At 67.3% G+C, this 23377-nt stretch carries 23 protein-coding genes; 21 read left to right on the forward strand and 2 right to left on the reverse strand.

What is annotated here, in order from left to right; translation table 11 throughout:
* Positions 1–2 precede the first annotated feature (2 nt).
* From AC1REK_RS24520 to AC1REK_RS24575, 12 genes are all read left to right on the forward strand, one after another.
* The gene (locus tag AC1REK_RS24520) at positions 3–1055 is read left to right on the forward strand and encodes a LacI family DNA-binding transcriptional regulator (protein ID WP_492269597.1); all 1053 of its coding nucleotides are present in this window, start codon (positions 3–5) and stop codon (positions 1053–1055) included.
* 28 nt (positions 1056–1083) lie between these two features.
* A complete protein-coding gene (locus AC1REK_RS24525; RefSeq protein WP_492269596.1) occupies positions 1084–2676 on the forward strand; it encodes an acyl CoA:acetate/3-ketoacid CoA transferase in 1593 nt (530 codons plus the stop codon).
* Complete coding sequence (locus AC1REK_RS24530; RefSeq protein ID WP_492269595.1) at positions 2673–3446, forward strand: enoyl-CoA hydratase/isomerase family protein; 774 nt, start codon at positions 2673–2675, stop codon at positions 3444–3446. Before AC1REK_RS24525 ends, AC1REK_RS24530 begins: the two co-directional genes overlap by 4 nt.
* Before the next feature lies 1 nt (position 3447).
* The gene (locus AC1REK_RS24535; protein ID WP_492269594.1) at positions 3448–4212 is read left to right on the forward strand and encodes a 3-ketoacyl-ACP reductase; all 765 of its coding nucleotides are present in this window, start codon (positions 3448–3450) and stop codon (positions 4210–4212) included.
* Between the two features lie 116 nt (positions 4213–4328).
* Positions 4329–4997 carry an amino acid ABC transporter permease gene (locus AC1REK_RS24540; RefSeq protein WP_327522212.1) on the forward strand — a complete coding sequence of 223 codons (669 nt, stop codon included), beginning with the start codon at positions 4329–4331 and terminating at the stop codon, positions 4995–4997.
* A 10-nt stretch (positions 4998–5007) separates the two neighbouring features.
* Entirely contained in the window at positions 5008–5658 is a 651-nt protein-coding gene (locus tag AC1REK_RS24545) for an amino acid ABC transporter permease (RefSeq protein ID WP_316016387.1), read from the forward strand.
* A 50-nt stretch (positions 5659–5708) separates the two neighbouring features.
* On the forward strand, positions 5709–6530 hold the full coding sequence (locus AC1REK_RS24550) for a transporter substrate-binding domain-containing protein (protein ID WP_316016388.1): 822 nt from the start codon (positions 5709–5711) through the stop codon (positions 6528–6530).
* A gap of 88 nt (positions 6531–6618) precedes the next feature.
* The gene (locus AC1REK_RS24555; RefSeq protein WP_492269593.1) at positions 6619–7410 is read left to right on the forward strand and encodes an amino acid ABC transporter ATP-binding protein; all 792 of its coding nucleotides are present in this window, start codon (positions 6619–6621) and stop codon (positions 7408–7410) included.
* 96 nt (positions 7411–7506) lie between these two features.
* A complete protein-coding gene (locus AC1REK_RS24560; protein WP_492269592.1) occupies positions 7507–9039 on the forward strand; it encodes an ATP-binding protein in 1533 nt (510 codons plus the stop codon).
* On the forward strand, positions 9032–9778 hold the full coding sequence (locus AC1REK_RS24565) for a response regulator (protein WP_492269591.1): 747 nt from the start codon (positions 9032–9034) through the stop codon (positions 9776–9778). Before AC1REK_RS24560 ends, AC1REK_RS24565 begins: the two co-directional genes overlap by 8 nt.
* A gap of 137 nt (positions 9779–9915) precedes the next feature.
* Positions 9916–10488 (forward strand): TRAP transporter small permease subunit, encoded by a 573-nt coding sequence (locus AC1REK_RS24570; protein WP_492269827.1) that lies wholly within the window; start codon positions 9916–9918, stop codon positions 10486–10488.
* A complete protein-coding gene (locus tag AC1REK_RS24575; protein ID WP_492269590.1) occupies positions 10485–11915 on the forward strand; it encodes a TRAP transporter large permease in 1431 nt (476 codons plus the stop codon). Before AC1REK_RS24570 ends, AC1REK_RS24575 begins: the two co-directional genes overlap by 4 nt.
* Before the next feature lie 47 nt (positions 11916–11962).
* Here AC1REK_RS24575 and AC1REK_RS24580 read toward each other — a convergent pair whose 3' ends face one another.
* Entirely contained in the window at positions 11963–13072 is a 1110-nt protein-coding gene (locus tag AC1REK_RS24580; RefSeq protein WP_492269589.1) for a PLP-dependent cysteine synthase family protein, read from the reverse strand.
* Positions 13073–13339: 267 nt separating this feature from the next.
* On the opposite strand from AC1REK_RS24580, the gene AC1REK_RS24585 reads away from it, so the two are divergent.
* Positions 13340–14242: a ketopantoate reductase family protein gene (locus AC1REK_RS24585; RefSeq protein ID WP_492269588.1), complete on the forward strand. Its 903-nt coding sequence runs from the start codon at positions 13340–13342 to the stop codon at positions 14240–14242.
* Positions 14243–14316: 74 nt separating this feature from the next.
* On the forward strand, positions 14317–15183 hold the full coding sequence (locus AC1REK_RS24590) for an NAD(P)-dependent oxidoreductase (RefSeq protein WP_327522221.1): 867 nt from the start codon (positions 14317–14319) through the stop codon (positions 15181–15183).
* A gap of 69 nt (positions 15184–15252) precedes the next feature.
* Here AC1REK_RS24590 and AC1REK_RS24595 read toward each other — a convergent pair whose 3' ends face one another.
* A complete protein-coding gene (locus AC1REK_RS24595; RefSeq protein WP_492269587.1) occupies positions 15253–16176 on the reverse strand; it encodes a LysR family transcriptional regulator in 924 nt (307 codons plus the stop codon).
* 133 nt (positions 16177–16309) lie between these two features.
* Between AC1REK_RS24595 and AC1REK_RS24600 the strand changes: the two genes are divergently transcribed.
* Genes AC1REK_RS24600 through ertD form a run of 7 tightly spaced genes read left to right on the forward strand, consistent with a single transcriptional unit; the run spans position 16310 to position 22975 of the window.
* A complete protein-coding gene (locus tag AC1REK_RS24600; RefSeq protein WP_492269586.1) occupies positions 16310–17614 on the forward strand; it encodes an amino acid ABC transporter substrate-binding protein in 1305 nt (434 codons plus the stop codon).
* A gap of 10 nt (positions 17615–17624) precedes the next feature.
* A complete protein-coding gene (locus tag AC1REK_RS24605; protein ID WP_316016397.1) occupies positions 17625–18497 on the forward strand; it encodes a branched-chain amino acid ABC transporter permease in 873 nt (290 codons plus the stop codon).
* Entirely contained in the window at positions 18494–19483 is a 990-nt protein-coding gene (locus AC1REK_RS24610) for a branched-chain amino acid ABC transporter permease (protein ID WP_327522222.1), read from the forward strand. The genes AC1REK_RS24605 and AC1REK_RS24610 overlap by 4 nt, the downstream gene beginning before the upstream one ends.
* Positions 19480–20205: an ABC transporter ATP-binding protein gene (locus AC1REK_RS24615; protein WP_316016399.1), complete on the forward strand. Its 726-nt coding sequence runs from the start codon at positions 19480–19482 to the stop codon at positions 20203–20205. The genes AC1REK_RS24610 and AC1REK_RS24615 overlap by 4 nt, the downstream gene beginning before the upstream one ends.
* Positions 20202–20882 (forward strand): carboxymuconolactone decarboxylase family protein, encoded by a 681-nt coding sequence (locus AC1REK_RS24620; protein WP_492269585.1) that lies wholly within the window; start codon positions 20202–20204, stop codon positions 20880–20882. The genes AC1REK_RS24615 and AC1REK_RS24620 overlap by 4 nt, the downstream gene beginning before the upstream one ends.
* Before the next feature lie 4 nt (positions 20883–20886).
* Positions 20887–21591 (forward strand): ABC transporter ATP-binding protein, encoded by a 705-nt coding sequence (locus AC1REK_RS24625; protein WP_066475673.1) that lies wholly within the window; start codon positions 20887–20889, stop codon positions 21589–21591.
* Between the two features lie 25 nt (positions 21592–21616).
* On the forward strand, positions 21617–22975 hold the full coding sequence (gene ertD, locus AC1REK_RS24630; protein ID WP_492269584.1) for a hydantoin-5-propionate amidohydrolase: 1359 nt from the start codon (positions 21617–21619) through the stop codon (positions 22973–22975).
* Positions 22976–23377: the final 402 nt, after the last annotated feature.

Consider the following 23377-nt stretch of genomic DNA (forward strand, 5'->3'; position numbering starts at 1 on the left):
CGATGCCGCAAGGGGCGCAGCCCAGGGACAAGGTGACGATCATCGAGATCGCGGACGCCGCCGGCGTCTCGAAATCGACGGTCTCGCTCGTCCTGACCGGCCGCGGCAGCGTCAAGCCCGAGACGCGCGAGCGCATCCTCCAGGTGATGGACGAGCTCGGCTACCTCTATAATCGCGGCGCCGCCAATCTGCGCAACACGCAGTCCAAGATCGTCGGCCTCGTTCTCAACGACCTCTCCAACCCGTTCTTCGCCGAGTTCGCGATCGGCGTCGAAACCGTGCTGCAGATGGCCGGCTATGTCGCCTTCATGGCGAATACCTCCGAGAGCATCGTCCGCCAGAGCCAGGTGATGCGGATGATGCGCGAGCACGGCGCCGGCGGCATCATCCTCTGCCCGGCGCTCGACACCACGGCCGAGGAGCTGGCGCTGGCGAGCGGGCCGGAGACGGCGCTGCTGGTCGCGATCCGCCGTCTGCCGGGTGTTGCGGCGAGCTCCGTGGTGCCGGACAATGTCGCGGGCTCGGCCAGGATCACCCGCCATCTCCTCAATCTCGGGCACCGGCGCATCGCCTATCTCGGCGGCATGAGTTCGATGGTGGTCCGGCAGGACCGGCATCAGGGCTTCAGCGAGGCCATGACCAAGGCCGGCGTCGCGATCGATCCCGGCCTGAACCTCGAATGCATGCCGACCCGCGACGGCGGCTTCAGCGCGATGAGCTCGGCGCTCGCGCTGCCGAACCGGCCGACCGCCGTGGTCTGCTACAACGACGTCGTCGCCATCGGCGCCATGCTCGCCGCCGCCCGGCGCGGCCTCGTCGTCGGCCGCGACATCGCCATCGTCGGCTTCGACGACACCAGCGAAGCCCGACATGTCTCGCCGGCCCTGACCACGATCGCAGTAGACGCCGTCGGGCTCGGCGAGCGCGCAGCGGCGATGCTGCTCGAGCGCATCACCAATCGCACGGCGCCGGCGACCAGCCATGTCGGTCCGGCCGAACTCGTGATCCGCGAATCCTGCGGCGCCTATCAGCATGCGCTGACGGCCGCCGGCTGACCCCCTTTTACAACCGGACGAAAGCAAGATGGCGTTCCCCCGCATCCTCACCGCAGACGAAGCCGCAGCCCTGATCCCGGACGAGGCGATCGTCACCGTCTCCTCGTCTTCCGGACTGGGCTGCCCGGATGCGGTTCTGGCCGCGATCGGCCGCCGCTTCGACGCCAGCGGCCACCCGAAGAAGCTGACGACGCTGCACCCGATCGCCGCCGGCGACATGTCGGGCATCAAGGGCATCGACCACCTCGCCAAGCCCGGCCTGCTCGCACGCATCCTCGGCGGCTCCTATCCCTCGGGACCGTCGAGCGCCGAGCCCCCGGCAATCTGGAAGATGGTCACCGGCAACGAGATCCCGGCCTACAACGTGCCGAGCGGCATCCTGTTCGACATGCATCGCGAGGCGGCCGCGAAGCGCCCGGGCGTGCTGACCAAGATCGGCATGGAGACCTTCGTCGACCCCAGGAACCAGGGCTGCGCCATGAACGAGCGCGCCGCTGCCGAGCCGATCGTCAGCCGCGTCGAGTTCGACGGCGAGGACTGGCTCTATTTCCGCAGCATCGTGCCGAAGGTCGCGATCATCCGCGCCACCACGGCCGATGAGCGCGGCAACCTCTCCTATGAGCACGAGGGCGGCTATCTCGGCCCGCTCGACCAGGCGCTCTCCGTCCGCAACAATGGCGGCATCGTCATCGCCCAGGTGAAGCGCGTCGTCGCCGCCGGCTCGCTGAAGCCGCAGCAGGTCTTCGTGCCCGGCATCCTCGTCGACGCCATCGTCGTCGCGCCCGAGCAGATGCAGACGACGCAGACGGTCTACGATCCCGCGATCTCGGGCGAGATCGCCCGGCCGCTGTCGAGCTTCGCGACCCCGGCCTTCGACGTCGCCAAGGTGATCGCGCGGCGTGTCGCGCAGGAGCTGCGCCATGGCGACGCCGTCAATATCGGCTTCGGCATCTCGGCCAACGTACCGCGCATCCTGATCGAGGAAGGCCAGCACGGCGCCGTCACCTGGGTGATCGAGCAGGGCGCGGTCGGCGGCGTGCCGCTGCTCGAATTCCAGTTCGGCTGCGCCTCCAATGCCGAGGCGATCGTGCCCTCGCCCTACCAGTTCACCTATTTCCAGGGCGCCGGCTTCGACATGTCGCTGCTCTCCTTCCTGCAGATCGACAAGCAGGGCTCGGTCAACGTCTCGAAGCTCGGCGTGCGACCGCATGTCACCGCCGGCGCCGGCGGCTTCATCGACATCACCGCCCGCGCCCGGCGCATCGTCTTTTCCGGCTATTTCAGCGCCGGCGCCAAGCTCGGCATCGCCGATGGCAAGCTGGTCATCGAGAAGGAAGGCAAGGTCAGGAAGCTGGTCGAGGCCGTCGAGCACATCTCCTTCTCGGGCCCGCGCGCCATCGCCCAGGGCCAGGACATCACCTACATCACCGAGCGCTGCGTGATGAAGCTGACCGCCGAGGGCATCGTCGTCAGCGAGATCGCGCCCGGCGTCGACCTCAAGCGCGACATCCTCGCCCAGGCCGAGTTCCCGCTGCTGGTGCCGCAGCCGCCGAAGCTGATGGACGCGGCGCTGTTCCAGGAGGCCCTGCTCGGCCTCGCCATTCCCCGGAGGGCCGCATGAGCGATCCCGTCACCCTCGAGATCGCGGGCGGGCTCGCGATCATCACCCTCGCCCGTCCGGAGAAGCTCAACGCGCTCGACGACGTCATGGTCGCGCTGCTCGGCCGCCATGCCGAGACAATCGACGCCGACCGCTCGGTGCGCGCCGTGATCCTGACCGGCGAAGGCAAGGCCTTCTGCGCCGGCGGCGACATCGTCGCCTGGGGCGGGCTTTCGCCGCTGGAGATGGGTCAGGGCTGGGTCCGCTCCGGCCATCGCGTCTTCGACAAGCTGGCGCGGATGAAGCCGCCGGTGATCGCGGCGATGAACGGCCATGCGCTCGGCGGCGGGCTCGAGCTCGCCGTCACCGCCGACATCCGGATCTGCGAGGTCCAGGCCAAGATCGGCCTGCCCGAAAGCGGGCTCGGCATGATCCCCGGCTGGTCGGGCACGCAGCGCCTGGTCAAGCGCCTCGGCGGGCGCGTCGCCCGGCGCCTCGCCCTCACCGGCGAGATCATCACCGCCGAGACGGCACTGTCGCTCGGGATCGTCGATGAGGTCGTCGAGAAGGGTGGCGCTCTGGCAGCTGCCAAGGTCGTGGCCGAGCGCGTGCTGACACGCGGCCCGGTGGCGAACATGGTGGTCAAGCAACTGATCAACGCCGCCGAGGACGAAGACCGCGCCGCGATTATGGAGACGCTGGCGACCTCGCTCGTCTCCTATACGGACGACGTCAAGGAAGGCGTCGGCGCCTTCAAGGACAAGCGTCCGCCAAGCTACCGGGGGTCCTGAGATGGCACGTCCCGTCGCCCTGATCACCGGTGGACGCCGCGGCATCGGCCGCGCCATCGGCCTTGCCCTCGCGCAGGCCGGCCATGACATCGCCTTCACCGACATCGCCGAGGACGAGGCCGTCGCCTCGGCCAAGGCGGCCTTCGCCGAGGCCGGCGCCCGCACCTTGTTCATGCGGCACGATGTCACCGCGATCGAGAGCCATGCCGATCTCGTCGCCAGCGTCCTGCGCGAATTCGGCCGGCTCGACCTCTTCGTCTCGAATGCCGGAATCGGCGCGCCGGTGCGCGGCGACATGCTGGAGATCACGCCGGAATCCTATGATCTCGTCATGGGGGTCAACCTGCGCGGGGCCGCCTTCCTGAGCCAGGAAGTCGCCAAGGCGATGATCGGCCAGAGCAAGGACCGGCATCAGGCGATCGTGTTCATCACCTCGGCCAGCACGGAACTGGTCTCGATCGACAGGGCCCAGTATTGCGTCTCGAAGATCGGCCTTTCGATGTGGGCGAAGGCGCTCGCCGTCAGGCTCGCGCCGGAAGGCATCCCCGTCTTCGAGGTCCGGCCGGGCGTGATCCGCACCGACATGACCGCGAAGGTCGCGGCGAAATACGATGCCCGCATCGCCGACGGCTTGATCCCGGCCGGGCGCTGGGGCGAGGGAGAGGACGTCGCGCGCTGCGTGGTCGGTCTGGCAAGCGGCGGCTTCGCCTATGCGACGGGAACTGTGATCAATGCCGATGGCGGCTTGATGATTCCGCGCCTGTAGTTAGGTTCGCCGCCTTCAGATTCGATGCAGATGAAGTGGCGGCCGCCGCCAAAGGACAAGGAGCAGGGCGCGCAATGACAGCAAAGACTTGCTCATCCCCGGAGGGGACACGCTGAATGAGCTATGAGTTCGATTTCGCGTCGGTCTTCGAAGCATGGCCGGAACTGCTGCACGGGCTGATCAATTCGCTGGTGCTTTCGGCCGCGGCGATGGCCATCGGCATGATCGTCGCTGTCGGAGGGGCCCTCGGCAAGACCTCGGGCCCGAAATGGCTCGTGTCGATCATCGACGGCTATATCGAGCTGATCCGCAACACGCCGTTCCTGATCCAGATCTTCATGATCTATTTCGGACTGCCGGAGCTCGGCCTCAAATTCTCGTCCAACACGGCGGCGCTGATCGCGCTGGTCGTCAATGTCGGCGCCTATGGCATCGAGATCATCCGGGCCGGCATCGAGAGCATCCAGAAGGGCCAGGTCGAGGCCGGAAAATCGCTCGGCATGCGGCCGCTGCAGATTTTCCGCTACATCATCCTGAAGCCCGCGATCCAGGCGATCTATCCCTCGCTGACCAGCCAGTTCATCCTGCTGATGCTGAATTCGAGCGTCTGCTCGGTGATCGCAGCGAGCGAATTGACCGCCGTCGCCGGCGACATCCAATCGCGCACCTTCCGCAGTTTCGAGGTCTATTTCATCGTCACCTGCATGTATCTCGCCCTGTCCGTCTTCTTCTGGACGGCCTTCGCCGCGATCGAGCGCACCTTCCTGCGCAAGCCAACCCGGTAGGTCTGAGACGATGCGTGAACTTGGACCCAACGAAATCATCTTCATCCTCGCCGCCGTGCGCTGGACCCTGCTGCTCTCGCTCGTCGCCTTCCTCGGCGGCGCGCTCGGCGGCGCGCTGGTGGCGCTCGCCCGCACCAGCGAGTTCAAATGGCTCCGGCTCGCCTCGAACGGCTATATCAAGCTGTTCCAGGGCACGCCGCTGCTGATGCAGCTCTTCCTCGCCTTCTTCGTGCCGGGGCTGTTCGGCTGGTCGGTCGACCCGTGGACGGCGGCAGCGCTCGGGCTGTCGCTGCATGCCAGCGCCTTCCTCGGCGAGATCTGGCGCGGCGCCATCGAGGTCGTGCCGCGCGGCCAATGGGAGGCGGCGACCTCGCTCGGCCTGCGCTACACCCCGAAGATGGCGCTGATCATCGTGCCGCAGGCGATCCGCATCGCGATCCCGCCGACGATCGGCTTCCTGGTGCAGCTGATCAAGGGCACCTCGCTGGCCTCGATCATCGGCTTCGTCGAGCTGACCCGCGCCGCCCAGGTGATCAACAACGCCACCTTCCGGCCGTTCACGATCTTCGCGCTGGTCGCGCTGGTCTACTTCCTGATCTGCTGGCCGCTCTCGGCCTACAGCAAGCGGATGGAGCGCAAGCTCCTGGTCGCCGCGCGCTAGCGCGACGGCCCAAGCCCACCCCGAAAAGGCAATCTGAGGAGAAACGCCTGATGTCCCTGTTCAAGTCCATCGCCCGCCGCAGCCTCGGCGCACTGGTCCTCGCCGGCTTCGCCGCCGCAGCCCTCGGCACCGCCCCGGCCAAGGCCGCCACCCCCGAGGAGATCAAGGCTCGCGGCAAGCTCATGGTCGGCCTGCTGACCGACTACCCGCCCTTCGGCGGCACCGACGCCCAGCAGCAGCCGGCCGGCTACGACGCCGACGTCGCCGCGCTAATGGCGAAGGCGCTCGGGGTCAAGCTCGAGCTCGTGCCGGTTACCGGCCCGAACCGCATCCCCTATCTGCTGACCAACAAGGTCGACGTGCTGATCGCGACCTTCGGCATCACCGCCGAGCGCTCGAAGCAGGTTCTGTTCTCGAACCCCTACAGCTCGCTGACGATCTATGTGCTCGCGCCCAAGAGCCTGAACATCAAGACGACCGACGATCTGAAGCCGGTGACCATCAGCGTCGCCCGCGCCTCGACGCAGGACACCGCGATCACCGCCGCCGCCCCGCAGGGCACGCAGATCAAGCGCTTCGACGACGACGCGACTGCCCTCCAGGCGCTGATCTCCGGCCAGGTCCAGGCAATGGGCGCGAGCAACACCATCCTCGCCCAGCTCAACAAGGACTATCCGCAGCTCAACATCGAGCCGAAGCTGACGATGCGCGAGCAGGCCAACGGCATGGCCTTCCGCAAGGCCGATACGGCGCTGGCCGAGTTCGCCAACAAGTTCATCGCCGAGATCGAGAAGAACGGTGAGCTCTCGGCGATCAACAAGCGCTGGTTCGGCGTCGAGCTGACCAAGCTGCCGCCGATGCCGCAGTTCTGATCCGGGCCTTTCCGCTCGAAGACAACGACGCTGCGCCCGGCCAAGCACCGGGCGCAGCGCCACAAGACGCAAGCGACGAGAAAGAACGATGGCGAGCGAAGCAACCGCGACGAAGCCCGCGGCAAGGTCGGACGAAGCCCCGATCATCCAGATGCGCAAGGTCGACAAGTTCTATGGCGAGTTCCATGTGCTCCGGGACATCGACCTCTCGGTGGCGCGCGGCGAGCGCATCGTGATCTGCGGCCCCTCGGGCTCGGGCAAGTCGACCCTGATCCGCTGCCTCAATCAGCTCGAGGAGCATCAGGCCGGCGAGATCGTCATCGACGGCACCACGGTGCATGCCGGCTTGCGCGGCATCGAGGATGTCCGCCGCGAGATCGGCATGGTGTTCCAGAGCTTCAACCTGTTTCCCCACCTGACCGCGCTGGAGAACTGCACGCTGGCGCCGATGAAGGTGCGCGGCATTCCGAGAGCGGAGGCCGAGGCTGCGGCGCGCGTCATGCTCGAGCGGGTGCACATCCCCGAGCAGGCGATGAAGTTCCCGATCCAGCTTTCCGGCGGCCAGCAGCAGCGCGTCGCGATCGCCCGCTCGCTCTGCATGAACCCCAAGATCATGCTGTTCGACGAGCCGACCTCGGCGCTCGACCCGGAAATGGTCAGCGAGGTGCTGGACGTCATGGTCGAGCTCGCCGAGAGCGGCATGACCATGCTGGTCGTCACCCATGAGATGGGCTTTGCCCGCAAGGTCGCCGACCGGGTGATCTTCATGGATGCCGGCGAGATCGTCGAGGTCGCACCGCCGGAAGAGTTCTTCAGCGCGCCGAAGAACGAGCGCACCCGGAAGTTCCTCGGCCAGATCCTGCACACCGCCGGGCATTGAGGCCGCCTCCGACCTCCGGATCGCGGTGACGCGCGACGCGCATCACCCGTCATCTTCGCTATGCTGGGCGGGTCGAGCCCCGGAGCCCCGCCCGCAATGCGTCTGAAGCAGCCGCTTCTCGTCTACGCCAATGTGCTGCTGCTCGTAGCAGCCGCGACCGCCCTCGCCGCCGCGGTCGTTTCCTTCGCGACGCTGGACAGCGTCTCGGCCATCTACATGCTACCGGTCCTGGTCGCCGCCGTCCGCTATGGGACCGGGCCGGCGATCATGGCCGCGCTCCTCGGCGCGCTGCTGACGACGCTGTTCTACCCGCCGCTCTTCAGCGTAAAGGTCTTCCGTCTCCCGCAGCTCATCGATCTCGTGACCTCGCTGGTGGTCGCGCTGGTGATCGGGCGACTCGCCGGACGCATTCGCCAGGAGATGCTGCGGGCCCGGAACCGGGAACGCGAAATCAGGCAGCTCTACGAGCTCGGCGGCGCAATGGCCGCCGCGGGCGATGCCGACACGATCTACGCTGAGGTCGCCAGTCATATGGCGCTCGCCCTCTCCTGCCCGGTGACAGTTTTCCGGGTTTCGCGGCGCGGTGAGATCGAGACCGTCCGCGCCCCAGGCGGCAGCGCGACGCCGGAGGCGCTGACGGCGGCAGCCGGCGACTTTGCCCGCACGGAAGCGACGAGCACGGCGAGCAAGGTCGCGCGCGTCGATCTCGGTGGTCACGGAGACTGGCTGCTCTGCCGGCTCGGCGGCAAGGATCGAACGGATGCTGTGCTTGCCGTTGCGCTCGACGATCTCGGCGAAGTTCCGGCCGAAGAGCTGGTCGCCCATGCGAGCTCGATCCTGGCCGAAGGGTCGCGCTCGCTGGAGCGGCTCGGCCTGTCGAAGACGATCGAGGAGCGCAATCTGCGGCAGCGGACGGACGAATTGCGCGACATCCTGATGGAATCGGTCTCGCACGACCTGCGAACCCCGGTCGCGAGCATCATGGGGGCGGCGAGCGTGCTCGCGGCGGCGCCCGCCATCGCCGCAGCGCCCGAGCTTACCGGCCTCGCCGGCGCGATCGGCAGCGAAGCCCGGCGCCTCGACCTGCGCATCCAGAACCTACTCGACGTCACCCGCATCCGCTCCGGCGCCCTGCAGCCGCGGCTCGACACAGTCGACGCCGCCGATCTCATCAACGCCGCCATGGAAGGCGCCGCCGCAAACCTGAGGGGCCGCAGGATCGAACGGCATTTCGCGGACGACCTGCCCTTCCTGCGCATCGACCCGGCCCTGGTCGAGCAGGCGCTGATCAACGTCCTCGACAATGCGGCCAAGTTCGGTCCGGCGGCGGCCGCCATCGCGATTTCGGCGTCGGTCGAGGCTGAAAGGCTCGTCATCTCGGTTCGCGACCAGGGGCCGGGGCTCGACGCCGGCGAGCGGGCGCAGATCTTCGAGCGCTTCCATCGCGGCGAGCGCCATGCCGACATCGCCGGCGGCAGCGGACTCGGCCTTGCGATCGCCAAGGTCTTCGTCGAAGCCAATGGCGGGACGATCGAGGCCTTGAGCGACGGCCCGAACCGGGGCACGACAATGCGGATCGCGCTGCCCCTCGCCGCCGATCCGCCGCCGCTCGGAGACGATGATGAGTGAAGCCACGCGTTCGACCCCGCCGCTGCTGGCGCTCGTCGTCGACGACGAGCCGGAGATCCGCCGCTTCCTGCGCACCGGGCTGGAGATGCGGGGCTTCCGGGTCGTTGAAGCCCAGACGGCGCGCGAGGCCATCGAACTCGCCGTCATGCGGGCGCCGGACCTCGTGGTGCTCGATCTCGGCCTGCCCGATGCCGACGGGGCGAGCGTGCTCGCCGAGCTACGTTCATGGTCGAAGGTGCCGGTGATCGTGCTTTCGGTGCGCAGTTCGGAGGCCGAGAAGGTCGCATTGCTCGAAGCCGGCGCGGACGACTACATCGTCAAGCCGTTCGGCATGGCCGAACTGCTCGCCCGTGCCGGGGTCGTGCTGCGCCGGGTGGCGACGCGAACCGCGCCGGCGCCCGTCCTGCGCGTCGGCGGGCTGACGCTCGATCTCGCCCAGCGGATCGTCAGCCGCGACGGCGTCGTCCTGACCCTGTCGCCGAAGCAGTTCGCGCTACTGCGGGCGCTCGCCGCCCATCACGGCCTGGTCCTGACCCACCGCCAGCTGATGCGCGAGCTCTGGCCGCACGATCCCGACGAGGACGTGCAGTATCTGCGCATCCTGATGAAGAAGCTCCGCAACCGGATCGAGCCCGACCCCGCCCGCCCGGTCTATGTCGTGACCGAGCTCGCTATCGGCTACCGACTGCGCACGCAGGAGCAATTCGACGCAGCCGGCTATGCGATGGCTATGCCCTAGCCTCCTACGCGCCATGGAACGGCTAAGCGTATAGCTGCTAGCTCCCGACGAAGTCCGCGTGGCGAAAGAGCCGCGCAGGGCCGCGGCAGGGAGCGTTCATGTTCAAGATCTGGCTGGCGCTCGCCTCGATCGGCGGCATGGCTTCACTCGTCGCGATAGCCTGGCTGTTCTGCCGGCAGTTGCTGCCGCTTTCCCGCGCCATCGACAAGCTTGGCGAATGGCTCGGCGTGATCGCGAGCTGGCTCGTCCTGCTCGCCTGCCTGGTCAGCGCGATCAATGCGACCGTGCGCTATCTCATCTCCTACAGCTCGAACGCCTGGCTCGAGCTGCAGTGGTACATGTTCGCGGGCATGGTGCTGCTCGGCGCCGCCTACACCCTCAAGGTCAACGAGCATGTCCGCGTCGACCTGATCTATGGCGCGATCTCGGACCGCGCCCGCCACTGGATCGACCTGCTCGGCGGCGCGATCTTCCTGACCCCGATGTGCCTGGTGATGATCTGGTTCACCTGGCCCTGGTTCGTGCAGGCCTGGACGCTGAACGAGAGCTCCAGCAATGCCGGCGGCCTGATCCGCTGGCCAGTCATCCTGCTCCTGCCGGTCGGCTTCGCCCTGATCCTGCTCCAGGACTTCTCCGAGATGATCAAACGTGCGGCGGCGCTGCGCGGCTTCCATCAACACGAATACGCTTACGAGAAGCCGCTGCAATGATGGACGTGATCCGCGCGAATCTCGGCCCGATGATGTTCGCGGGCCTGGTGCTGTTCCTGCTGATCGGCTACCCGGCGGCGTTCTCGCTCGCGGCGGTCGGCCTGTTCTTCGGCTTCGTCGCCATCGAGATGGGTGTGATCAGCCACACCTATATGGGCAACCTGACCTTCCAGCTCTACTCGATCATCTCGAACGACCTGCTGCTCTCGATCCCGTTCTTCACCTTCATGGGCGCGGTGCTGGAGCGCTGCGGCCTCGCCGAGGACCTGCTCGACTCGATCGGCCAGCTCTTCGGCAGCGTCCGCGGCGGGCTGTCCTATGCTGTGATCTTCGTCGGCGCGATCCTCGGCGCGATCACCGGCACGGTCGCGGCCTCGGTCATCGCGATGGGCGTGATCTCGCTGCCGGTGATGATGCGCTATGGCTATAACATGCGGCACGCCACGGGCGTGATCGCCGCCTCCGGCACGATCACCCAGCTGATCCCGCCGTCGCTCGTGCTGATCGTCCTCGCCGACGTCATGGGCAAGTCGGTCGGCGACATGTATGCCGGCGCGATCGGCCCCAGCATCGTTCAGGTCGCGCTGTTCTGCATCTGGGTGATGATCCTCAGCATCCTCAAGCCGGAGCAGGTGCCCGCGCTGCCGCCGGAGGCTCGTGTCCTGTCGGGCTGGCCGCTGGCGCTGAAGTGCATCCGCGGCATCGTCCCCTCCGGCGCGCTGATCTTCCTCGTGCTCGGCACCATCTTCCTCGGCCTGGCGACCCCGACCGAGGCCGGCGCGATGGGCGCCGTCGGCTCGCTCCTGCTCGCGGCAATGTACCGGACGCTGACCTGGAAGCTGACCTATCAGGCGATGTCGTCGACGATGCGGATCACCGCCATGGTGACCTTCATCCTGATCGGCGCCCGCGTCTTCAGCCTGGTGTTCCAGGGCGTTGGCGGCGGGCTGTGGATCGAGCACATGCTGACCGGTCTCCCCGGTGGTCAGGTCGGGTTCCTGACCTTCACCATGGTGTTCATCTTCTTCATCGCCTTCTTCCTCGATTTCTTCGAGATCGCCTTCATCATCATCCCGCTGCTCGCCCCGGCGGCGACCAAGCTCGACATCAACCTGATCTGGTTCGGCCTGCTGATCTGCGCCAACATCCAGACGGCGTTCATGCACCCGCCCTTCGGCTTCGCGCTGTTCTATCTGCGCGGCATCGCGCCGCCGCAGGTGAAGAGCCGCGACATCTATCTCGGCTCGATCCCCTGGATCGTGCTGCAGCTCATCCTCGTCGGCCTGATGATCGTCTTCCCGGAGATGGTGACCTATTGGCTCGAGAAGCCGGTCACGCTCGATCCTGCGGCGCTGCAAAAGCAGTTCGACGCCCTGCCCTCAGTCGGCACGTTCGAACTCGAGGGGCTGACGCCGCCGAAGCCCTGATGGCACGTTGGCAATAAGGCCGCCCCGCCGCGCTGGTGCGGTCGCTCTCAGGCCTCTTCTAGCGGAAGATCGAAGCCATCGCCGGCCAGCACGGCTTCGACCAGGGTTTCATAGGGCGCAGGGTCCAACCCCTTCTCGGCGAGCCAGGCCGGATCGTAATAGGTCTTGAGATAGCGCTCGCCGGAATCGCAGATCAGCGTCACCAGCGAGCCCTTCCGGCCTGTCGCCTTCATCTCCGCCGCAAGCCAGCACAGGGCGAAGAAATTGGTGCCGGTCGAGCCGCCGACGCGCCGCCCGAGCCGCCGCGACAGCACGTTCATCGCCGCGATCGAGGCCGCATCGGGAATCCTGACCATCCGGTCGATGACGCCGGGCACGAAGGAGGGCTCGACGCGCGGCCGACCGACGCCTTCGATCAGCGAGGCGCGCTCGCAGCGGCATTCGGGATCGGCCGTCCGGTAACCGTCGAAGAAGGCGGACTGCTCGACATCGGCGACGCAGAGCCGGGTGGCATGCCGCTTGTAGCGGAGATAGCGGCCGAGCGTCGCCGAGGTGCCGCCGGTCCCGGCGCTCATCACCATCCAGGCCGGTACGGGATGCGGCTCGCGTTCCATCTGGCGGAAGATCGCCTCGGCGATGTTGTTGTTGCCGCGCCAGTCGGTCGCCCGCTCGGCGAAGGTGAACTGGTCCATGTAGTGGCCGCCGAGGCTGCGGGCGAGCGCCGCGGCCTCGGCGTAGAGCGTGCTGCCATCGTCGATGAAATGGCAGGTCCCGCCATAGTGCTCGATCGCCACGACCTTCTCGCGCGATGTCGTTCTCGGCATCACCGCATAGAACGGCACGCCGATCATGCGGGCGAAATAGGCCTCCGACACCGCCGTCGAACCGGACGAGGCCTCGACCACCGGCGTGCCCTCGCGGATCTGGCCGTTGCAGAGGGCGTAGAGGAAGAGCGAGCGTGCCAGGCGGTGCTTGAGGCTGCCGGTCGGATGGGTCGACTCGTCCTTCAGATAGATGTCGATGCCAGCGAGTTTCGGGCATTCGAGCTTGAAGAGATGGGTGTCGGCCGAACGATGCTGATCGGCGTCGAGCGCGGCAATGGCCTGCTCCACCCAGCCGCGGGAGCACAGTCTCTGAACGGGAACGCGGATCGTCATCGGGCAGGCCCTGTCGGCGGCGAGGCCGGCATTATGCCGCTTTCGCAGGGGACCGCCACCGCCCCGCGAGAGCGCTGCGGGGAGCATGCGCGAAGGCCGCCCCCGTCCTGCGGGCAATGAAGGGACAGATGGATGGTCCCACCTGGCGACATGTCGTAGTAGCATGGCGAAGCGCGGCGGCGCTCTGCGCCATGCCGACGGAACCCGGTCCCGGCCAGCGCAATCTTGGCGGGCTGTGTCCGCGGAAGCCCTTATGTGGAGAGATCGATGAAGATCGCGGTCATGGGTGCCGGCGCCGTCGGCTGCTATTACGGCGCGATGCTGGCCCTGGCCGGTCATCCCGTGACGATGATCGGCCGGCAGGCCCATGCCACTGCCATGGCGTCGAACGGCGTCATCCTGCTCAAGGCCGGAGAGACGCACCGGGCGCCGGTCCAGGCGACGACCGAGCCTTCCGGCGTCGCCGACGCCGATCTCGTGCTGATTTCGGTGAAGTCCGACGACACCGTCGCGGCCGCGGAGGCGATCGCGCCTTACCTGAAATCCGACTCGCGAATCCTGAGCCTGCAGAACGGCGTCGACAATGCCGAGCGCCTCGAAGCGGTCTTCGGCCGTGCCGTCATCCCTGCCGCGGTCTATGTCGCGGTCGAGACGGTCGCGGCCGGCAAGGTCAGGCACAATGGCCGCGGCGAACTGGTGATCGGCACCGGGCCGGCGAGTGCCGAACTCGCCCGGACCTTCGCGCAGGCGGGCATTCCGACCGACGTCTCGGAGAATGTCGCGGCCGTGCTCTGGACCAAGCTGACGGTCAATTGCGCCTATAACGCGCTGTGCGCGATCGGGCAGCTGCCCTATGGGCCGATGGTCTCGGTGAACGGCGTGGCCGAGGTCATGACCGAAGTGGTCAAGGAATGCCGCGCCGTGGCGCAGGTGGCCGGGATCAGCCTCCCCGACAATCTGATCGGCACCGTGATGGGCCTCGCCGCCGCGATGCCCAGCCAGTTCTCCTCGACCGCTCAGGACCTGCAGCGCCGCAAGAAGACCGAGATCGAGCATCTCAACGGCTATGTCGTCCGGACGGCCGAGAAATTCGGGCTGAGCGTCCCGGCCAACCGCACGCTGCTCGCCTGCGTTCGCCTGCTCGAGGAAGCGAATCGCCGAACCGCCTGAACCCCGGCCTCAGCACCAATTCTGGCACCCGGAAAGGGCGCCATCACGTTCATAAGCAGGAAAGAAGCACGACCATGCCCAGCAAGATCGGTGTCATCGGCGTTGGCCTGATGGGCCACGGCATCGCCAGGAACATCCTCAAGAAGGGCTATTCGCTGACGGTGATGGAGCATCCCGGCAACCAGCCGCTCGACGAGCTCCTGGCCGGCGGCGCCGCGACCCGGAAGACCGCGGCCGACGTCGCCCGCGAAGCCGAGATCGTCATCCTCTGCGTCACCGGATCGGCCGAGGTCGAGGCCGTTCTGAGCGGTCCGTCCGGCCTGCTCGAAGGGCTGCGCCCGGGTGCCATCGTCGTCGATTGCTCGACCTCGGTGCCTGAATCGACCAAGAAGATGGCCGCGCTCGTCGAGAAGGCGGGCGGACGCTTCATCGACGCACCGATGACCCGGACCGCCAAGCACGCCCATGAAGGCAAGCTCAACCTCCTGGTCGGCGGCCCCGCCGAGACGCTGGAGGAGGTGCGCCCGGTGCTCGCCTGCTTCGCCGAGAACATCACCCATGCCGGCCCGCTCGGCGCTGGCCATCGCATGAAGCTCTTGCACAACTACGTCTCGCTCGGCTTCGTCACCCTGCTCGCCGAGGCTTCGGCCTGTGCAAGGCGATCGGAGGTCTCGCTCGACGTCTTCGTCGATGTGCTGGCGAGCGGCGGCGGCGCCGGCGCGGCGCTGGAGCGGCTCAAGCCCTTCCTGCTCGCGAACGATTCCTCCGGCCTGCAGTTCTCGATCTCCAATGCGCTGAAGGATCTCGGCTACTACACCCAGATGGCGCAGGATGCCGGCGCCGCCCATGGCGTCGCCGAAGCGGTGCGGGAAACGCTGGCGCAGGGCGTCGAGCAAGGCGGCAAGCAGGCCATGTTGCCGGAGCTTGCCGGCATGCTCTGAAGCCACCTGTGCCGTCGCGATGCCCGGCCGCTCGAAGGCTCCCGCTGCGCGTGACCTGCCAGGACGCCGTCAGTCCCGGCGATCGCCCGCGCTCGGCGGCGAGACCAGGAACGGCTTGAGGTGCATCTCGAGAAAGCCGAGGAAGACCGAGACCCGTTTCGGTCGATAATTGCGGTTCACCGAGACGATGCTGAGCGCCATGGAATGGTTGGTCCATTCCGGGATCAGCCGCTGGAGCTTGCCTTCGGCGACCGGCGCCCAGGCCAGCCAGCGCGGCAGCATCGCCACGCCCAGGCCGGCCATGCAGCGCTGCATCAGGACGTCGGCGTCGTTGGCGATGAAATCGCCCTCGACATTCACCAGCCTGGCGACATCGCCGCGTGAGAACGACCAGCTCTGCGTGCCGGCATTGGTGGAGAAGCAGAAGCAGTTCTTGCCGAGCAGGTGCTCCGGCTCGGTGATCGGATCGACACCCGCCAGATAGGCGGGGCTGGCGACGACGAGCTGCTCGACGATGCCGATCTTGCGCGACGGGTGATCGTTGACCGGCTGCCGGCCGACCCGGACCGCGACGTCGATGCCGTCGGCCGCGAGATTGACCAGGTTGTTGTTCATCAGGAGCTCGACACGAACCTTGGTGTAGAGCTTCAGGAACTCGCTGACGATCGGCACCAGGAGAACGCGTCCCAGCGTTGTCGGACAGGCGACGCGGATCAGGCCGCTGGGCTCGCGACCGCGGCCGCGCAACTCCCCCTCGCATTCATCGAGCGCGTGCAGGATCGAGGCGAGCCGCAGCCGGTAGCGCTCGCCCTCCTCGGTGACCGTGACCGAACGCGTCGTGCGTCGCAGCAGTTGGACGCCGAGCTGCGATTCCAGCCCTGCCACCAGCCGGCTGACCTGCGACTGCTGCTGCCTCATCTCCTCCGCGGCGCGGCTGAAGCTGCCGGTCTCGGCAACGCGCAGGAAGGCCCGGTAGGCTTGAAGCATGTCCATTAATGTCGATTTTGCATAAATCCAATGCGACAAACAATCTTTATTCCTTAGCCACGGCAGGAAATTCTCCCTGCGTCACCGGGGTGGAACCGGGCGACCGGCTCCCAGCGAAGGGCCGGCGGGGGCTCGTTCCATGATGACGGGAAGTGCAGCCGCACCGCGCCTGCACCGCAAAGGCGAAAAGCCGATGGAGGGGAATGTGAAGCTCGACCGCAGGACGGTTCTGAAGTCGATGGGCGCGGCGGTTGCGCTGCCCGCGATCGGGCGCGGCGCGCAGGCGCAGGCCACCGAGACCATCGTGATCGGCGGCTCCGTGCCGCTCTCCGGCCGCGCCGCCGAAACCGGGCTCAACGTCAACAACGGCTATCTCGCCGCACAGAAATTCTTCAACGAGCAGCTGAACGGCATCGAGATCGACGGCAAGCGCTACAAGATCGACGTCCGCCTGTTCGACGACGCCTCCGACCCGGCCCGCGCCTCGACCCTGATCCAGCGCCATCTCGACGACGGCGTGCAGTTCTTCCTCGGCTCCTTCGGCAGCAATATCGTGCTGCCGACCGCGGCGATCGTCGAGCGCGCCGGCAAGCCGATGATGCAGACCGGCGGCGCGTCCGACCAGATCTACACCCAGGGCTACAAGAACATCTTCTGCATGTTCCCGCGCGCCTCGCGCCAGCTCTACAACACGATCGAGTATTTTAAGGTGCTCCAGCCGGCGCCGAAGTCGATCATGTTCGCCATGGCCAACGACGCCTTCTCGAAGACGCTTGCCGAGGGGGCCATCGCCTTCGGCAAGGAGAAGGGCCTGCCGATCAACGACATCGTGACGCTGCCGGAGAACATCACCGACGCGTCCAGCCTGGTGAACCAGATCCGCAGCAAGAAGCCGGACGTGCTGCTCGCCACGACGCACGACCAGAACTCGCTGCTGATCGCCCGCCAGCTGATCTCCTCGAATGTCGACGTGCCGCTGCTCTATCTCTCGCTCGGCCCGCAGCTGAAGAGCTTCCGCGACGCGCTCGGCGGGTACTCGGAAGGGCTCTACTTCCAGCAGTTCTGGGATGAGCGTTCGCCCTACAAGGATGCGTTCTTCGGCTCGGCCCAGAAATTCGCGGACTATTACCGCCAGCACTTCAAGCGCGACATCGCCTATCACACCGCCTCGGGCGCGGCCTGCATCGTCGCCTATGTCCATGCGATGAAGGCCGCCAACTCGCTCGATCCGGCCAAGGTCCGCGACAAGCTCGCCACGCTCGACGTGGAGTCGCTGTATGGCCGCATCAAGTTCACCCCCGAGGGCGATGGCGACCCGGTCCATCTCGGCTCGACGGTCGGCCAGGTATTGAAGGGCACGGCGGAAGTCGTGTTCCCGGAAGCCTCGCGCACTGCCGCTCCCGTCTTCCCCGCCCCGAAATGGGCCGAAAAGCGTCGCGGCTAGGCCTGATCGCATGACCATGCAAACCCTTGTCGACGGCCTCGTTCTCGGGGGGCTGTTCTCCCTTTCGGCCGTCGGCTTCTCGCTGCTCTTCGGCGTGCTCGGCGTCGTGAACCTCAGCCACGGCGCCTTCGTCCTGATCGGCGGCTATGCCGCCTATACCCTGCACGAGAAGCTCGGGCTCGATCCTCTGCTGGCGCTGCCGGTGATCATGCTCGGCATGTTCTGCCTCGGCTACGCCTTCCAGCGCTCGGTGATCCAGTGGGCGACCAAGCGGGCGAGCCTGCTCGCCTCGATGCTGCTGACCTATGGCTTCGCGCTGATGATCCGCAACGCGCTGGTGCTGATCTATTCGCCCGACTTCAAGAGCGTGACGCCGGCCTATGCCTTCGACTCGCTGAGCTTCGGCGAGGTCACGGTCGGGCTGACCCGCGTCGCAGCTCTCCTCGTCAGCATCGTGCTGCTCGCCGCCCTCGCCGCGACCCTGCGCTACAGCAATATCGGCCGCACGATCCGCGCCACGGCGCAGCAGGAGCAGGCGGCGGCGCTGTGCGGGGTCAATATCCGCCATGTCTTCGCACTGACCAGCGGGCTCTCGGCCGCCTTCGCCGGCGCGGCCGGTGTCGCGATCGGCCTCGTCATGCCTTTCTCGCCTCCGGACGAGACGCTCTGGACGGTCAATGCCTTCGTGGTCGTGACCCTGGGCGGCATCGGCAGTCCGGCGGGCGCCCTGGTCGGCGGGCTGATCCTCGGCGTCGTCAACACCATGACCGCCCAGCTCATCGGCGCCGCTTTCCCCAACGCCATGATGTTCCTGCTGCTCGTGCTGATGCTCGTGGTGCGTCCGGCCGGCCTGCTCGGCAACAGCTTCAAGGGCTCGCGATGAAACTCTTCGTCTCCGGCCGTTCGGCCTGGGTGTCGATCGCGATCACCCTCGCCGGCGCCCTCCTGTTCGCCCTGCTGCCCGCCTTCCTCTCGCCCTATGGCGTCCGCGTCGGCCAGCTCTTCGTCCTCGCGGCCGGGCTCGCGGTCGCCTGGACGGTGCTCGGCGGCTTCTCCGGTTACTGGAGCTTCGGCAACGCCGCCTTCGTCGGCACCGGTGCCTTCGTCGCCGCGCTGATCGAGCTTGCCCTGCCGGGCTGGTCGCCGGCCGGCGCCTTCACGGTCGCCCTGCTCGCGGCGATGCTGCTGAACGGGCTGCTGGCGCTGGTGATCGCCTGGCCGATCCTGCGCCTGCGCGGCATCTATTTCGCGATCGCCATGCTTGGCGTCAGCCAGGTCTGCTACGAGCTCGTCAGCAATATCGACGCCCTGCGCGGCGCGCTCGGCGTCAACCTTCTCGATATCGTGCCCAAGGACGTCCGGCCCGAGCGGTTCTACTATTGGGCGCTGCTGCTGGCCGCGACCGCCATCATCCTGATCGCGATCTGCGTGCGCCATTCCAAGCTGGGCTACGGCCTGCTGGCGATCCGCGAGGACGAGGACACCGCCCGCATGCTGGGTGTGCCGACCGCGCCGTACAAGATCTCGGCCTTCGTGATCTCGGCGATGCTGACCGCGATGATGGGCGTGATCTATGCCCACAACCTCGGCTACATCACCGCCAACTCGGTGTTCCGCAACGAGTTCAACCTCAACGTCATCGTCTACTCCCTGCTCGGCGGCATGGGCACGATCATCGGCCCGATCGTCGGCGCCGGCGTGATGACCTATGTCACCCAGGTCCTGCTCGGCGACCTGCTCGACATCCACATGTTCATCACCGGTCTCTTGCTCGCGATCCTGGTGCTCGCCGCGCCGAACGGGCTCTACGGCATCTACGACGCCTACAGGCTGCGCCTGAAGCGGCAAAAGCGGGAGGCGGGACGATGAGCGCGGATGTGATCCTCGCCGTCCGCGGCGTCAGCAAGTCCTTCCGTGGCCTGAAGGCGGTGCGGGATGTCAGCTTCGAGGTGCCGCGTGGCTCGATCTGCAGCCTGATCGGCCCCAACGGCGCCGGCAAGTCGACCTTCTTCAACTTGGTCACCGGCTATTTCCGCCCCGACAGCGGCACGATCCTCTTCGAGGGGCGTGACATCGCCGGCGCCTCGCCGGTCGACGTCGCCCATCTCGGGGTGGCCCGCGCCTTCCAGATCGCCAAGCCGTTTCCGGGCATGTCGGTCACCGAGAATGTCCGCATCGGCGCGCTCTTCGGCCGGGCCGGGCCGCGCGATGTCGAGGCGGTGACGCAATCGGCGATGCAGCTCGCCGGGCTCGCCGAACTGCATGACCGCGAGGCGCGCGAGCTCACCGTCGGGCAATTGCGCCGGCTCGAAGTCGCACGCGCGCTGGCCGCCCGCCCGTCGCTGCTGCTGGCGGACGAGCCCTGCGCCGGACTCAACCCGACCGAAACCGCCGAAATGGTCGCGATCCTGCGCCGGGCCCGCGATGCCGGTGCCACCGTCGTGCTGGTCGAGCACGACATGCCGGCGGTGATGGAGATCTCCGACACCGTGCTCGTGCTGGAAGCCGGCGCATTGATCGCGCAAGGCGCGCCTCAGGCGATCGCGCGCGATCCGCGCGTCATCGCCGCTTATCTGGGAACCGAGGAATGACGTTCATCAAGAGGAAGGAACTGACGCCGCAGGAGCGCGCCGCCAATGGCGCCGCCGCGCTGGCCAAGGCGCTCGACGCGCGCGGCTACCTGCTGGCCTATCACCGCATGCTCTGCACCTACGATCCCGATCTGATGGGAGCGTATGACAACTATTATCGCGAGCTGACTCTGCTCGAGCGCTCCTTCACCTATTTCGAGCGCGAGGTGGTCTGGCTGGTGCTGCTGACCTCGGCGCGCGAGGCCTATGGCGACATCCACATGCCGCGCGCCGAGGAATCGGGCCTGAGCCGCGCCCAGATCCATGACTGCATGGCGCTGGCCGGCGTCGCCGAGGCCTACCCGGCGATGGATTTCTCCAAGAGCTGGTCGAAGTGGATCTCGCCCGAGGAGGCCGATGCCCGTTACGCCAGCATGGTCGAGGTGGCGCGAGGCGAGATCCCCGAGCAGATCGCCGAGATCGCGCTCGTCGTCGCCCATGCCGCGCGCAAATGCCGGGCCGGCATGCGCTTCCACCTGAAGCGCGCCACCGCGCTCGACGCTCCCGCCGAGAAGATCGCCGAGGGCGTCTCCTATGTGATGCTGCCTTGCGGCGGCCCGACGCTGGTCGAGGCCTGCGACATCTGGGACGAGTTCGCCCGCGAAGGCGGCTGCCCGCCGCCCTGGGTCCTGGGCTGACCCCATGCTCGAGGTCGCCAAGCTCCATTATGCCTATGCCGGCGCCGTCGCGGTCAGCGATGTCAGCCTGACCGTCGCGGAGGGCGAGATCGTCGCCCTGCTCGGGGCCAATGGCGCTGGCAAGTCGACCACCGTGCGGATGATCGCCGGCGCCCTGCAGCCGCAGGGTGGATCGATCCGCTTCGAAGGGCAGGACGTGACCCGTGCCGAGTGCCACGAGATGGTGCCGCGCGGCGTGGCGCTCTGCCCTGAGGGCCGGCTGATCATGCCGCAGATGAGCGTGCTCGAGAACCTGCTGATGGGCGGCTACACGCAGCGCGACCCAGCCCGCCGGCGCGAGGCGATCGAGGAGATGTTCGCCCTGTTCCCGCGTCTCGCCGAGCGACGCAACCAGCTCGGCGGGCTGATGAGCGGCGGCGAGCAGCAGATGCTGGCGATCGCCCGCGCGCTGATGAGCAAGCCGCGCCTGCTGATCCTCGACGAGCCCTCGCTCGGCCTCGCGCCGAAGCTGGTGGCAGAGATGTTCCAGCTGCTGAAGCGGGTCAACGAGACCGGCACCGCGATCCTGCTGGTCGAGCAGAACGCGCGCCAGGCGCTACGCGTCTCGCACCGGGCCTATGTTCTTGAAAAGGGCCAGACGGTGCGTGAGGACCGCTCGAGCAATCTGATCGACGACGACGCCATCCGGGCGGCGTTTCTCGGCATCTGAAGACTGGAACTGCGGGCAGGTTTCGATGAGCGATTTCGATCTGGTGATCACCGGCCGCATCGTCGGCACCGACCGCGTCCGCGAGAACGGCTATGTCGCTGTTCGCGCCGGCCGCGTCGAGCGGGTCGGCGAGGGAACGCCGCCCTCCGCCAAGACGCGTCATGATTTCGGGAATGCCTTCGTCCTGCCGGGAGCCATTGATGCGCAGGTCCATTCCCGTTCGCAGAAGGGCCAGGAGGATTTCCTCTGGTCGACGCGCTCGGCGGCGGCCGGCGGCGTCACCACCATCGTCGACATGCCCTATGATGACGGCAACCTGATCTGCACGGCCGAGAAGCTCAAGACCAAGGCGGCCGAGGCCGGCGAGCAAGCGCGCGTCGACTTCGCGCTCTACGGCACCGTCGACCCGCAGGAAGGGCCGGCCCGGATCGGCGAGATGGTCGCGGCCGGCGCTGCCGGCTTCAAGTTCTCGACCTTCGGCACGCATCCGCAGCGGTTTCCGCGGATTCCGCCGCAGACCCTGCAGGCCTGCTTCGCGGAGATCGCCCGGCACGGGCTGATCGCCGGCGTACACAACGAGAACGACGAGATGATCCGCGACGCCGAGGCCCGCGTCGCGCAGGCCGGCATCACCGATTATCGCGCCCATGGGCTCGCCCGGCCGCCGCTCGCCGAAGCTCTGGCCACGGCAGAGGTCTACGAGATCGCGGCGGCGACCGGCTGCTCCGGCCACATCGTGCACTGCTCGATCGGGCGCGGCTACGAGCTCTGCGAGAACTATCGCCGCAACGGCTTCGACACGACGATCGAGGCCTGCGTGCATTATCTCGTGCTCGACGAGGAGAACGACGTCTCCCGGCTGGTCGGGAAGGCCAAGATCAACCCACCGATCCGCTCGCGCAGCGAGGTGGAACGGCTCTGGCAGCATCTCGCCGCCGGCCATGTCACCATCGTCTCGACCGACCATGTCTCCTGGTCCGAAGACCGCAAGAACGATCCGGTGATGGCGCGGAACGCCTCGGGCGTGCCCGGGCTGGAAGCGCTCTATCAACTGCTGATCAAGGGGCTGGTCGAGCGGGAGCTGCCGATCAGCTGGGCGGCCAGGCTGCTCGCCGCCAACCCGGCCCGGCTCTTCCGCATCGGCCAGGCCAAGGGCGCGCTCGCGCTCGGGCGCGATGCCGACATCACGGTGATGGCGCATGATCCGCGCCGCTACGATCCGGCACTCAGCGGGCACAACTTCGTCGGCTGGAGCCCCTATGAGGGGATCGAGCTGCCCTACCGGCCCGTCGCGACCTTCCTGCGCGGCGAGCTGATCTTCGACGGCAAGGACGTGCTGGCCGCTCCAGGGAGCGGGCGCTTCGTCTCACCGGCCCGGCACTGACCGGTTCGGCGAGGCCAGGGCGGCGACAGCGCATACCTCCCAAGCATTCGCCCGACACCTGAAAGAAATCGACGCGCCTTCTGCTGAGCGATCGAAACGTCCAGTGCGCCGCGCGGCTGACTTTTCCGATTTGACAACGCTCGCGTGCAGGACGACAACAATGCACGACCATGAGCGCAAGGCCTGAATGCCTTGCAGCAAGCGAGTGCTTTGCGCCAATTCGGTCGCCGGCAGAGCCGAGGTTCGGCCATGGCTAGGAGAAGGCAACGTTCGAAACGCAAGGGCGCGCTCGACCGAGCATGCGCCCCGTGGCCTTCCTGCGCCGAGCCTTGCTTCGCCGTCCCCTGCACCTTCTTCGACGCCCCCGCGCGCGCCGCGGGGCCCGTCACGATTTTCGCGCCT

The sequence above is a fragment of the Allobosea sp. GW823-FHT02B03 genome (genome assembly GCF_058797755.1).